Origin of the sequence: Vibrio sp. Hal054, assembly GCF_037162405.1 — a bacterium.
GTDB lineage: Bacteria > Pseudomonadota > Gammaproteobacteria > Enterobacterales > Vibrionaceae > Vibrio > Vibrio diazotrophicus.
On sequence record NZ_JARLUT010000001.1, the window covers coordinates 715,101 to 727,944 of the forward strand.

At 44.2% G+C, this 12,844-nt stretch carries 14 protein-coding genes; 1 reads left to right on the forward strand and 13 read right to left on the reverse strand.

Translation table 11 applies throughout. The features are described from left to right. Positions 1–36: 36 nt before the first annotated feature. Positions 37–636 carry a YitT family protein gene (locus P4S58_RS03230; RefSeq protein ID WP_042486501.1) on the reverse strand — a complete coding sequence of 200 codons (600 nt, stop codon included), beginning with the start codon at positions 634–636 and terminating at the stop codon, positions 37–39. A 347-nt stretch (positions 637–983) separates the two neighbouring features. Here P4S58_RS03230 and glyA point away from each other — a divergent pair, with 347 nt between their 5' ends. Next, complete coding sequence (gene glyA / locus P4S58_RS03235; protein ID WP_102953738.1) at positions 984–2,234, forward strand: serine hydroxymethyltransferase; 1,251 nt, start codon at positions 984–986, stop codon at positions 2,232–2,234. A 103-nt stretch (positions 2,235–2,337) separates the two neighbouring features. Here glyA and P4S58_RS03240 read toward each other — a convergent pair whose 3' ends face one another. From P4S58_RS03240 to P4S58_RS03295, 12 genes are all read right to left on the reverse strand, one after another. Then, entirely contained in the window at positions 2,338–2,670 is a 333-nt protein-coding gene (locus tag P4S58_RS03240; protein WP_042486494.1) for a hypothetical protein, read from the reverse strand. A 136-nt stretch (positions 2,671–2,806) separates the two neighbouring features. Continuing rightward, positions 2,807–3,772 (reverse strand): lipoyl synthase, encoded by a 966-nt coding sequence (gene lipA / locus P4S58_RS03245; protein WP_102965399.1) that lies wholly within the window; start codon positions 3,770–3,772, stop codon positions 2,807–2,809. After that, complete coding sequence (gene lipB / locus P4S58_RS03250) at positions 3,769–4,437, reverse strand: lipoyl(octanoyl) transferase LipB (RefSeq protein ID WP_042486489.1); 669 nt, start codon at positions 4,435–4,437, stop codon at positions 3,769–3,771. The genes lipA and lipB overlap by 4 nt, the downstream gene beginning before the upstream one ends. A 190-nt stretch (positions 4,438–4,627) precedes the next feature. Continuing rightward, on the reverse strand, positions 4,628–4,906 hold the full coding sequence (gene ybeD / locus P4S58_RS03255; protein ID WP_102969178.1) for a DUF493 family protein YbeD: 279 nt from the start codon (positions 4,904–4,906) through the stop codon (positions 4,628–4,630). A gap of 269 nt (positions 4,907–5,175) precedes the next feature. Next, the gene (locus P4S58_RS03260; protein WP_042486485.1) at positions 5,176–6,351 is read right to left on the reverse strand and encodes a serine hydrolase; all 1,176 of its coding nucleotides are present in this window, start codon (positions 6,349–6,351) and stop codon (positions 5,176–5,178) included. Positions 6,352–6,439: 88 nt separating this feature from the next. Beyond that, on the reverse strand, positions 6,440–7,189 hold the full coding sequence (locus tag P4S58_RS03265) for a septal ring lytic transglycosylase RlpA family protein (protein ID WP_337162904.1): 750 nt from the start codon (positions 7,187–7,189) through the stop codon (positions 6,440–6,442). Positions 7,190–7,226: 37 nt separating this feature from the next. Continuing rightward, complete coding sequence (gene rodA / locus P4S58_RS03270; RefSeq protein ID WP_102969175.1) at positions 7,227–8,348, reverse strand: rod shape-determining protein RodA; 1,122 nt, start codon at positions 8,346–8,348, stop codon at positions 7,227–7,229. Then, positions 8,348–10,231, reverse strand: a complete 1,884-nt coding sequence (gene mrdA / locus P4S58_RS03275; RefSeq protein WP_102953743.1) for a penicillin-binding protein 2 — start codon at positions 10,229–10,231, stop codon at positions 8,348–8,350. Before mrdA ends, rodA begins: the two co-directional genes overlap by 1 nt. 6 nt (positions 10,232–10,237) lie before the next feature. Then, entirely contained in the window at positions 10,238–10,708 is a 471-nt protein-coding gene (gene rlmH / locus P4S58_RS03280) for a 23S rRNA (pseudouridine(1915)-N(3))-methyltransferase RlmH (protein WP_042486506.1), read from the reverse strand. Positions 10,709–10,710: 2 nt separating this feature from the next. Beyond that, positions 10,711–11,028 carry a ribosome silencing factor gene (gene rsfS / locus P4S58_RS03285; RefSeq protein ID WP_042486474.1) on the reverse strand — a complete coding sequence of 106 codons (318 nt, stop codon included), beginning with the start codon at positions 11,026–11,028 and terminating at the stop codon, positions 10,711–10,713. A 66-nt stretch (positions 11,029–11,094) separates the two neighbouring features. Beyond that, a complete protein-coding gene (gene holA, locus P4S58_RS03290; RefSeq protein ID WP_102969174.1) occupies positions 11,095–12,120 on the reverse strand; it encodes a DNA polymerase III subunit delta in 1,026 nt (341 codons plus the stop codon). A gap of 8 nt (positions 12,121–12,128) precedes the next feature. Continuing rightward, complete coding sequence (locus tag P4S58_RS03295) at positions 12,129–12,761, reverse strand: LPS-assembly lipoprotein LptE (RefSeq protein WP_102969173.1); 633 nt, start codon at positions 12,759–12,761, stop codon at positions 12,129–12,131. Positions 12,762–12,844: the final 83 nt, after the last annotated feature.

Sequence of the window (12,844 nt, forward strand, 5' to 3'; positions counted from 1 at the left end):
TCTTGTTCAACTTCGTCTAATTGTCTTTCACGGTGTCTAGATATATTTCACCGAGTAACGCGAAGGCTTATGGTTCATCGCTAATACGATGTTGAGTACAACAGCACCTGCGATAGACAAGATAATAATTGACGGTGTTAAGAAGAACAGCGAAGTAAACACAATGATGCAGTCTAAAACGAGTTGTGTTTTGCCCACCGAAATGCCGAATTTGTCCTGAATAAACAGACACAGCACGTTAAAACCACCCAAGCTTGAGCGGTGGCGGAACAGAATCAGCATACCTAATCCTGTCAGTAGGCCTCCAGCTAAAGCGCAGTAGGCGGGATCAACGTGTTCGATAGTGATGAAGTTCGATAAGTGATCAGTAAAGACTGAAACCAAGGCGCAAGAGATAGCCGTGTTGACCGAGAACCTAACCCCAAAGCGTTTCCATGCAAGCAGGTAAAAGGGCATGTTGACGAAGAAGTAGAGTGCGCCGAAGCTCCAAGGGAATACATGCGTCAGTAAAAGTGCTAAACCCGCAGTACCACCTGTGATCAAATTGGCTGCTTTTAGAAAAAATAGTCCCTGAGACACGATAAAGGTGCCAGTGAAGATCGCTACCCAATCTTCCTTCCGTGAATGTGTTTCCATTTAAGATGCCACTAATTGCTAAAAAATAAGTAATTGGTAAAGAATAAGTGGATACTAATTAAAACCTGATCTTTTCGGTAGCTAGCGAACAAAAATTAGGGTAAACCTATGTAATCCCAAATTTACATAGTGTAAAGAAAATGTAGACACTCATCTTAAATGCGCAAAAGATGAGCGGTGTTGTCAATCAACATGAAAAAACTGCATGATAATTTCTGCAATTTGGGCTTTATGATATAAATCAAATTATGTAGAATGCGCGCCATATTACGGTGACGAAAACGTTTGCTTTTGGTCGTTGTGTGGTTTTTTGCTACTTTCAGTCAAATCTGAGTCAGGAGATACAGATGCTTAAGCGTGATATGAACATCGCTGATTATGATCCGGAGCTATACGCTGCCATTCAGGAAGAAACTCTTCGCCAAGAAGAGCACATTGAACTTATCGCTTCAGAAAACTACACCAGTCCGCGTGTAATGGAAGCTCAAGGTTCTCAGCTAACAAACAAATACGCTGAAGGCTACCCTGGCAAGCGTTACTACGGCGGTTGTGAGTACGTTGATAAAGCGGAATCTCTAGCAATTGACCGTGCATGCCAGCTATTTGGCTGTGAGTACGCTAACGTTCAGCCACATTCTGGCTCTCAAGCAAACAGCGCAGTGTACATGGCTCTTCTAAACCCAGGTGACACTGTTCTAGGTATGAGCCTAGCGCACGGCGGTCACTTGACTCACGGTTCACCAGTAAACTTCTCTGGTAAACACTACAACGTGATTCCTTACGGTATCGACGAAGCGGGTCAAATCAACTACGACGAAATGGAAGCTCTTGCTCTTGAGCATAAACCTAAGATGATCATCGGTGGTTTCTCAGCTTACTCACAAATCGTTGATTGGAAACGCATGCGTGAAATCGCTGACAAAGTCGATGCTTACCTGTTTGTTGATATGGCGCACGTTGCTGGTCTGATTGCTGCGGGTGTATACCCAACGCCAATTCCACACGCACACGTTGTTACTACTACAACTCACAAAACACTAGCAGGCCCACGTGGCGGTTTGATTCTTTCAAACGCTGGTGAAGAGATGTACAAGAAGCTGAACTCAGCAGTATTCCCTGGCGGCCAAGGTGGTCCTCTAATGCATGTTATCGCTGGTAAAGCGGTAGCGTTCAAAGAAGCGATGGAACCTGAATTCAAAGCTTACCAAGAGCGTGTTGTTAAGAACGCAAAAGCAATGGTTGCTCAGTTCCAAGAACGTGGTTACAAAATCGTTTCTAACAGTACTGAAAACCACCTGTTCCTTGTTGACCTAATCGACAAAGACATCACAGGTAAAGAAGCGGATGCAGCTCTAGGTGCAGCGAACATCACTGTAAACAAAAACTCAGTGCCAAACGATCCTCGTAGCCCATTTGTCACTTCTGGTATTCGTGTTGGTACACCTGCAATCACTCGCCGTGGTTTCAGTGAGGAAGATGCGAAAGCATTGGCTAACTGGATGTGTGATGTTCTAGACAACATCAATGACGAAGCGGTTATCGAAGCAACGAAACAAAAAGTGCTTGATATCTGTAAGCGTCTACCAGTTTACGCTTAATCGCTTGAACATATGGAAAAGGCCTGCAATGCAGGCCTTTTTTACATCTTTAAACTGGCGAATTCATTGGCTATATAACATCGCCATAGAACTGTGGTTAGTTCTATTTAGCCATACTGATCAAAGTGCCGGATTTACATTTGAACATGTAGTATTTGTTGCTTTCGGTAAACTTACCTAAGCCTTCACCATCACAATATTCAATATTAATCTCGCGCATCACTTCGAGTGTATCTTCACTTGCCAGAGCAAACTTAGAACCATCTGAACAGACAATGCGAACTTTGCCATCGTCGCTGACAGAGTAGATATCGACTTCTGTATTACATAACTCAAAAGAAGCTTCGCGGAAGTTGTCTGTCTGAGAGTTCGAAGAACAACCGGCTGTAATTGCTGCTGTAGTCAGAGCGAAAGCGAGCATCGTTAAATTTTTCATTGTCATTGTCCTTCATGATTTAAGAGTCAGTGGTTAGCCTATAAAACTATTTGCATCTATTCAATCATAGACACAAAAAAGGCGACATATCCGAAGACATATCGCCTTTTCATTGATTTAGTTGTTCAAGTATTGATTACTTTACTTCTAAACCTTGCGCTTGCATATCTGCGTGGTAAGAAGAACGCACAAACGGACCACAAGCCGCGTGAGTGAAACCAAGCTCTAGCGCGATATCTTTTAGCTCATCAAACTCTGCTGGTGGAACGTAACGCTCAACTGGCAAATGGTGACGGCTTGGCGCTAGGTATTGGCCTAGGGTTAGCATAGTAACGCCGTGATCACGAAGGTCTTTCATCACTTCGATGATCTCTTCTTTTGTCTCACCAAGGCCCATCATCAAACCTGATTTTGTTGGAATCTCAGGATGTTGCTCTTTGAATTTTTGTAGCAGTTGTAGTGACCACTTGTAATTCGCGCCCGGACGCGCTTTACGGTACAGGCGAGGCGCTGTTTCCAAGTTGTGGTTGAACACATCCGGCGGGTTGTCTTTCAACAAGTCCAGCGCTACATCCATACGACCACGGAAATCAGGAACCAAAGTTTCAATTCGAATATTTGGATTCAAAGCGCGAATTTCACGGTTACAGTCAGCAAAGTGTTGTGCACCACCATCACGAAGATCATCACGGTCTACAGAGGTGATAACCACATACTTCAGCTTCATATCACTGATGGTTTTCGCTAGCTTTTTCGGCTCATCGGCTTCAGGAGCAACAGGGCGACCATGTGCAACATCGCAGAATGGGCAACGACGTGTACAGATAGCACCTAAAATCATGAAGGTCGCCGTACCGTGGTTGAAACACTCAGCCAAGTTAGGGCAAGACGCTTCTTCACAAACAGAGTGTAGGTTGTTCTTACGCATTGCTGATTTGATGTCTTGGATACGTTGGCTGTCTGCTGGCAGCTTGATCTTCATCCACTCAGGTTTACGCAAGATTTCTTTTTGTTCTGTCGGCATGTTCTTTACAGGAATCAGTGCCATTTTATCAGCGTCACGGTATTTGACGCCTTTTTCCATTTGAATGGGTTTGCTCATACTTTGTTACCGATTGAGGGTGCTTCAGTGCTGAATTCGACATGCTCGTAGCCGAATAGCGGTACGAGTTCTTGGATTAATTGTTTTTCTACTTGGTGGATATCTGCCGGGCCACCTAAGTTGCTTACTTGTACCATTTCCATGCCTTGGTAACCGCAAGGGTTAATTCGCAAGAATGGAGTGAGATCCATATTGACGTTTAACGCTAGCCCATGAAATGAACAGCCTTTACGAATTCGTAGACCAAGTGAGCAGATTTTTCTTCCGTCAACGTAGACACCCGGAGCATCCGGACGCGCTGCAGACGAAATATTGTAAGCTTTCAGAGTATTGATAACCAAATTTTCAATATCCGTTACCAGATCTCTAACACCTAATTTCTTACGTCTTAGGTTAATTAAAAAATACACCACTAACTGACCTGGGCCGTGATAAGTCACCTGACCGCCACGGTCACTTTGTACCACCGGAATATCACCTGTGTTGAGCAAGTGCTCAGCTTTACCTGCCTGACCCTGTGTGAATACTGGGTTGTGTTCGACAAGCCAGACTTCATCACGAGTCTCTTCGTCACGCTGATCGGTAAATTCATGCATAGCCTGCCAAACTGGATGGTAGTCTTGTCGACCCCATTGTCTGACAACTAGCTGGTTATCTAGTGTCATATTCCGTCAGTGGTTGTGAAAATTTTGGTGATTATAAACGCCTTAAGAGCGAGGAACTACTCATAGAGGGCATTTTTTTGACCATAATTTAAGTAATGTTTTCTTAACGTTTTGATAAATATAAAGAAAGCAGCTTAATGCTGCTTTCAAAAATATTTTAATTGATATCGAATTATTTGATTTGGTTCAGTTAAAGAACCATGCGTACAATTTCAATATCACCCAGTTCTTTATACAGGGTTTCCACTTGCACGATAGAAGTGGCGGTAATGGTCACTGACACTGAGTGATAGTTACCTTTCGCACTAGGCTTAACTCGTGGGTTGTAATCGCCAGGAGCGTGGCGTTGAATTACTTCCAGTATAAGCTCAGGTAATTCTGGTTTTGCATGGCCCATCACCTTGTAGGTAAAAGAACAAGGGAACTCAAGCAGGTCTTTTAATTTTGCATCAGAGTTGATGGTCAACATATTGGAAACTCCAAGTTTGGCATTCGATTAAGCGGTGCGGAATATTACAGCCTATCGAAGTGGATCTCAAGTGAACAAAAAAGCCGCTTTACTCTTCCTATTTGAAGCAGCAGTGGCGTTGGCCGAATTCGTTCGCCCCAATCACATAGTTATCTATGCTTATGGGGACTCACTTATTTGCCGCCTACCTGCAGTTCCAAGTAGTTTGAGTAAAAAGCAGCTTCCCTGTCAAATTACTAAAATACTATACCCAATTGCTAGAATTGGTATTAGAACAAGCCTTTGAATAGTAGAACAATGTAGTCCCATAGGCGGCTGAACAAGCTACCTTCATTCACATCTTCTAGTGCTAATAGAGGGTACTGAGCAACATCTTCATTGTCTACTTGGTAGTAAAGCTTACCAACTACATCACCTTTCTTAATTGGGGCTTTTAGCTCTTTTTCAAGTACAAAGCTTGCTGTTAGGTTTTTCGCTTGACCACGTGGAAGAGTTACATAAGTGTCTTCATCAACGCCTAGAGCAACAGTTGACTTGTCACCCATCCAGATTTGTTCTTCAACAAAGGTTTCACCTTTCTTATGTGGTGCAACGGTTTCGAAGAAACGGAAGCCGTAGCTTAATAGCTTCTTGCTTTCAGATTTACGAGCATTCGCATCTTTAGTGCCCATTACAACGGCTACAAGACGCATCTTACCTTCGGTTGCTGAGCTTACTAGGCTGTAACCAGCGTTCGATGTGTGACCTGTCTTGATACCGTCAACGTTCATGCTCTTATCCCATAACAGACCGTTACGGTTGTACTGAGTGATGCCGTTGTAAGTGAATTTTTGCTCAGAATAAAGTGCGTATTCATCTGGCACATCACGAATCAGCGCTTGACCTAGCAGGGCCATATCGTGAGGTGTTGAGTATAAATTTGGATCGTCTAGACCGTGTACGTTCGCGAAATGCGTGTTGGTCATCTTCAGTGAGCTTGCCCAAGCATTCATTAAGTCAACGAAAGCATCTTCTGAACCCGCAATGTGTTCAGCCATCGCTACACAAGCGTCGTTACCAGACTGAATGATAATACCTCTGTTCAGGTCACTCACTTTTACAGTGGTGCCGACTTCGATAAACATCTTAGAAGAGTCTGGGAAATTTTTAGCCCACGCGTTTTTACTAATCACGACATCGTCATTAGGAGAGATATTTCCACGCGCGAGTTCTTGGCCGATAACGTAGCTCGTCATCATTTTGGTCAAACTTGCAGGAGACAGCTTTGTGTCCATCTCTTTTTCAGCCAGAATCTTACCTGAATGAAAATCCATCAGAACATAGCCTTTTGCGGCGATCTGTGGTGCGTCTGGCATAACTATAGGTGCAGCTGCGGCTGTGAATGAGATAAGAGTAGAAAGCGCAGTGGACGACGCCAGAACAGAATTTAGAATCAATTTTTTCATGGTAAATGCGTGTTATCTAGTTGGTTTTGTATATCTTAACAGAAACGACTATTCAAACCAGAGCCGATATGCCTTGGCTCGTCAGTCATTACTGTGCAACTTGGTACTTTTTAATAAATGCGGTTTCGTAACCTAAGGACTTTACACGCTCTAATGTTTCTTGAGTCAGCGTATAGTCAGTAAAAGGGCCTAAAACAGCCCTATGGCTACCATTGCCACTATCGATAAAACTTTGCACCGATAAGCTTTGTCCCAAATTTTGCGATAAAGTTCGAACTCTTTCTTCACTTTGTGAAGAAGCGACTTGAATTATATATCGTGGATCTGATTTTTTAACTTGGTTTGTCAGTGGTTTATCTACTTTGATGACTTCTACCGAGACGTTAGCAGTGCCTGTTTTAATTACATCTAACTTGTAAGCCGCCGCATAGCTTAAGTCAATAATTCGACCAGAATGGAATGGCCCGCGGTCATTGACTCGAACTATGGCTGTTTTATTGTTATCAAGATTCGTCACCTTAACGTAGCTAGGTATTGGCAGTGTTTTATGTGCGGCACTCATTGAGTACATATCATAAATCTCGCCGTTGGACGTAAGGTGTCCATGAAATTTTTTTCCATACCAAGATGCTTGGCCTTGTTCTTTAAAGCCGTCGGTATTTTTAACTATCTGGTATTTTTGACCACGTAATGTGTAGTCCTTATTCCCGCCTCGGCTATATGGCTCATATTGTGGGTGTGCATCTTCAATATGTTCTACCGAAATTGGGGCATTGGGTGCTACATCATCTTTAATATCGTAGCGGCCGCCGGAGCTCGAACAGCCAGCTAAGATCATCAACACTAACAGCGGGAAAAAAACGCTTTTAATTTCATCAAGTCGCCTTTGAAAATGCTTTTCTGTGAGTGTGAACCGACATTAAGATACCGAAGCCAGCCATTAGGGTAACCATAGATGTCCCGCCATAACTAATCAAAGGAAGAGGAACACCTACCACTGGTAGAATGCCACTTACCATGCCAATATTCACAAACACGTAAACAAAGAAGCTAAGAACAACACTGCCTGCCATCATGCGGCCAAAAGCAGTTTGAGCATTGCTCGCCAAATAGAGACCTCGTCCGATAATAAATAGATATACAGATAGAAGTCCTAAGATGCCAATCATGCCCCATTCTTCGGCGATAACTGCAAAGATAAAGTCAGTATGTCGCTCTGGGAGAAATTCTAGCTGAGATTGCGTGCCGTGCAGCCAACCTTTGCCTGAAATACCACCAGAACCGATAGCAATTTTACTTTGGATAATGTGATAACCCGCGCCTAGTGGGTCGGACTCCGGGTTGAACAGTGTTCGTACGCGGACTTTTTGATACTCCCGCATCAGGAAAAACCACAATACAGGGATGAAAGCGCCGACGCCAACTGCCGCTGCGATGATAATTTTCCAACTGATACCAGCAAGAAAGATAACGAAGATACCCGATGCTGCAATCAATATTGATGTGCCTAAGTCTGGTTGCTTGGCAATCAAGATGGTAGGGACCAATACCATCACAATGGAAGCAACCAGTGTTCGAAAACTAGAAGGTAGTGGACGCTTACCCACATAGCGAGCAATCATTAGCGGTACCGCCAGTTTGAGCAGTTCCGATGGCTGGAAACGCACAAATCCCAAGTTTAACCAACGCTGTGCGCCCTTGGAGGACTCACCGAAAAAGAGCACGCCTAAAAGCAAAATAACGCCCGCAAAATAAAGCAGGGGCGCCAGGCTTTCATAAGTTCGTGGCGATATCTGCGCTAGAGCAATCATGACGGTTAATGCCAATACCATGCGCATTGCCTGACGATCCATCATCGCCATACTCTGTCCACTGGCGCTGTACATAACCATGAGCGCAAAAACAAAAACCACTAAAATACCAATCAACAAAGGTAGGTCAATGTGGAGTCTTTCAAATAGAGCCCGACTTTGTCCGGTTGAAGGATCCAGTTTCATTATTCTTCGTCCTCTTGAGCACCCATTATGATGTGATCGAATATGTGTCTAACCACTGGTGCACCATTGGTTGAACCACCACCGGCGTTTTCTAAAACGATGGTAACAATTGCTTGGGGATCATCAACTGGAGCGAAACCAGTAAATAGTGCGTGGTCGCGTAAGTGTTCTGCCAGTTCGTCTGCGTTATATTCTTGTCCTTCCGCTAAACCAAATACCTGAGCAGTACCTGATTTACCTGCACTTTTGTATTTTAGATTCTGGAAAGCTCGTCTTGCTGTCCCTTTTTTACCGTGGTTTACCAGATACATACCTTCGATTGCCATTTCCCAGTATTTTTTAGGAACGCCGGTAATTGGCGGGTAGCTGACATATTCCGCCTCTTTCTGACGAGTGAATTCTTCACCGTTATTGATGGTTGAACGGAGTAAATGAGGCGCCCAAACTTCACCATGGTGAACCAATACAGAGGTCGCTTTGGCGATTTGCATTGGTGTCGCCGTCCAGTAGCCTTGGCCAATACCAACAGGGATCGTATCACCCTGATACCACGGCGTACGATGACGAGACATTTTCCATTCTCTGGTTGGCATGTTCGCTTTACTTTCTTCGTAAATATCGATGCCTGTATAGTCACCAAAACCGAAGCGCATCATCCAGTCAGACAAACGGTCAATGCCCAAATCGTAAGCAATTTGATAGAAGAAGGTATCGACCGACTCTTCAAGTGCTTTGATGATATCGACTCTTCCGTGTCCCCAGCGCAACCAATCGCGGAATGGGCGTGTGGTTGAGTTAGGAATCTTCCAATAACCTGGGTCATTTCGGGTGGTATTGGGTGTAACAACGCCTTCTTTCAGGGCAGAAACCGCAATAAAAGGTTTAACAGTCGAACCCGGAGGATAAATACCTAGCGTTGTTCGGTTAACCAGTGGACGGTTCTTATCGTTCAACAGGCTACTGTATTCTTTACCAGAGATACCATGGACAAAGGCGTTAGGATCGTAGCTAGGACTTGAGACCATAGCCAGAATGCCGTTGTCTTTTGGATCGAGAACAACCGCCGCTCCACGCCTTCCATCCAGCAGTTTGTGCACGTAAAGTTGCAAGTCGATATCTAGGTTAAGAACAATATCTTTGCCGGGAATTGGCGGAACATATTTGAGCGTGCGGATTATACGGCCACGACTGTTCACTTCAACTTCTTGATAGCCTGCGGTGCCGTGAAGTGTGCTTTCATAATAGCGCTCAATACCCAGTTTGCCGATATCGCGAGTTGCTTGGTAGTTGGCAACTTGTTCGTCTCTTTCAAGGCGCTCGATGTCTTTATCATTGATGCGTGAAACATAACCGATAACGTGAGTCAGCACTTCGCCATAAGGGTAGTAGCGTTTCAAGCTTGCAGTAACGGTAACGCCGGGAAATTTATGTTGTTGTACTGAGAATTTTGCGACCTCAGTTTCTGTTAACTGAGTCAGTAAAGGTACTGAGTTAAAACGACGAGAGTGGCGACGCTCTTTCTCAAATGTCGCTATTTTTTCCGGCGTTATTTCGAGGAATTCTTGCAAGCGAGCGATGGTGCCGTCGATATCTTTCACTTGCTCTGGCGTGATCTCCAAGTTAAACACAGGACGGTTTTCTGCCAATAGGCGTCCGTTTCTGTCGTAGATTAAACCTCGATTTGGCGCGATAGGAACAACTTTAATTCGGTTATCGTTAGAACGAGTTTTATAGTCTTGGTATTGGTTGACCTGAATGTTGTAAAGGTTCGCGATAAGAATACCCATCATGAACACTATGCCAACAAACGAGACCACAGCACGGCTTTTAAAAAGCCGTGCTTCAGCAATGTAATCTCGAAACGGGTTACTCTTACGTAACATCGATGCCTATTCTCGGTGATATGGATGGTTGGCAGTGATACTCCACGCCCGATACAAGCTTTCGGCCATGACGACGCGAACTAACGGATGTGGCAAAGTTAAAGGTGATAAAGACCAGCTTTGTTCAGCCGCCGCTTTACAAGCTGGTGATAACCCTTCTGGACCGCCAATCAAAATTGATACGTCTCGCGCGTCTAGCTTCCAACTTTCGAGCTGGCCAGCAAGTTGCTCTGTATCCCAGCGCTTACCGGGAATATCGAGGGTAACAATTCTGTTGCCTTTTGGCACGGCAGCCAACATTGCTTCGCCTTCTTTTTGCAGTATTCTTGCAATATCAGCGTTTTTGCCGCGTTTTCCAGCTGGGATTTCAACTAACTCAAGTGGCATGTCGTGAGGGAAGCGACGGCGATATTCTTGAAAGCCTTCTTCAACCCATTTAGGCATTTTAGTGCCAACGGCAATAAGCTGAATTTTCACCATTAGCTCCAAAGTTTTTCTAATTGGTACATTTCACGCTGTTCTTCCTGCATGACGTGCACCATGGTTGTCCCCATATCGACAACAACCCATTCACCTTCGTTTTCACCGTCCATACCGAGCGGGTCGAAACCGATTTTCTTCGCTTCACTTGCGACGTGATCAGCAATCGATGAAACGTGACGTTTTGAAGTGCCAGTGCAAATGATCATGTAATCCGTCACACTTGATTTGCCTTGTACGTCTAGGGTGATGATGTCAACGGCTTTCATGTCGTCAACTTTATCTGCAAGAAAGGTATTTAATTCTTCGCGTTGCAAGGGGTATTCCTCTGAAGTGGTCTATTGGTACTATTTTTACTATTTAGGCGCGCAGTATAACACTGTTTAAACTGGCAAAGGGATGTTTGCCTGAGGTACGGCGAACTCTACGCTTATTTGATGAAGAAGTGGCCAGCATGGCTGCTCGTATTGAGTTTTAGCCAAGACTTCAATTTGAGCAAGTAATCTAATTAGGTGCAGCAACTTGCTGAGCGATAGTCTTTGCAGAGCCGCTGAATACAATGGGCGCTTATTCTGCCAGACGCGGTGTTTGTCAAAAACAGCACCTATCCCGATGGTGTTAAGTTGCTGTTTCATTTGCAGTAACAGAAACAGTTCCTTTTGCAAGGTTCGCATCAAAATGATTGGTTCAACCGCTTCCGCTTCAAGTTGACGCAGAATTCTTTGTGCACGGTTGGCTTTATCTTCAAGCAACGCATCCATCCAATGAAATGGCGTGAAATGGTTATGTCGATCAAGTGATTCCTGAAGGCGAACAAGGGTTAACTGGCCATCAGGATAATTGAGTGCCAGTTTTTGCAAGCTTTGCATCAACGCAAATAAATTGCCTTCATGCCATTGCGCCAGCATCTGAACCGCTTCGGCATCAGGGGTTAAACCCAATGTGCGGCAACGAGCCATAACAAACTGTGGTAAGCGAGATAATTCTGGTGTTAAGCAGTTAACCAGACAGCCGTTTGCCATCAGTGCTTTAAACCAAGCCGTGTTTTCTTGAGCTTTGGTCAGTTTATTGCCCATGACAATCAAAACAATATCTGGATTGAGGTAATCAGCAACAGTCGCTAGAGATTTAGACAAAGCGGCATTAAGTCCTGATTCTGCAATCTCCAGTACGATAATTTGTCGGCTACTGAATAGGCTCAAGGACTGGCAGCAGTCATAAACTTGCGTCCAATCCAAATTGTTATCGACCGTAAAATGATGTTTTTCTTCAAAGCCTTCACTGAGAGCTTTGTTTTCTATCGCTTTGACCGATTCTTGAGTCAGCAGTGGCTCGCCACCAAAGACAAGATAAACGGGCAATAACGATCTTTGTAACGAGTCGGCAAGTTTATCGGCGTAAACTCTCATTGTTTCAATTACTCAGCAGTTGTTTGAGCCGATGGCTCTTGGTGAGTTTCGATAGTGTCAATGAGATACGATTCGTTTGTCGCAGGTACTTTAGCTGGCTCTTCAGCTTCTGAAATTTCATCCATAGTACCAGCCTGAATCGACGCTTTTAGTCGACCCATTTGGCGAACGATTTGTGTCGCGGCCAGTTTTCGCATTTCGCCTTCAATCATGTCGCGCTCAACAGATTTCGCTAAAGCCGTAAGAGGGTTATCTAAGTAACTACGCGTAACACTAGTTGAAAATGTTTTAGTGCCAATATCAGGTACCGTCACTCGGTATGATGCTCTAAAGGTCAGCTCTTTTTCTGCTGCACGTGTGGTTTGATACAGAGAAAGCGTTCGTTCACTTATCCCTTCGCTGATCAAATGAATGTTAGGTACATCATCAGCTGGCTGTACGATTTCAATTTCGTTCATGCGTAATTGACGTGTCACTATGCGAGTAAAGTTACTGTACTGGTCATAACTGGTAATAGACAGTTTGCTTAGTTCATCTGGCACATCGTAATCTCCGCGCAAGTGAAAGCCGCACGCACTCAGTAAGGTCGCAGAGAGGAAAACCAGTGACAATTTCAAGAAAGATGAACATGTAAAACGCATGGGATTATTATTCTCGTTAGATTACTTATGTTAGAACACAAAGGTTTATGTTCTAACATAAGTAAACAGGGCACAAAGCCCTG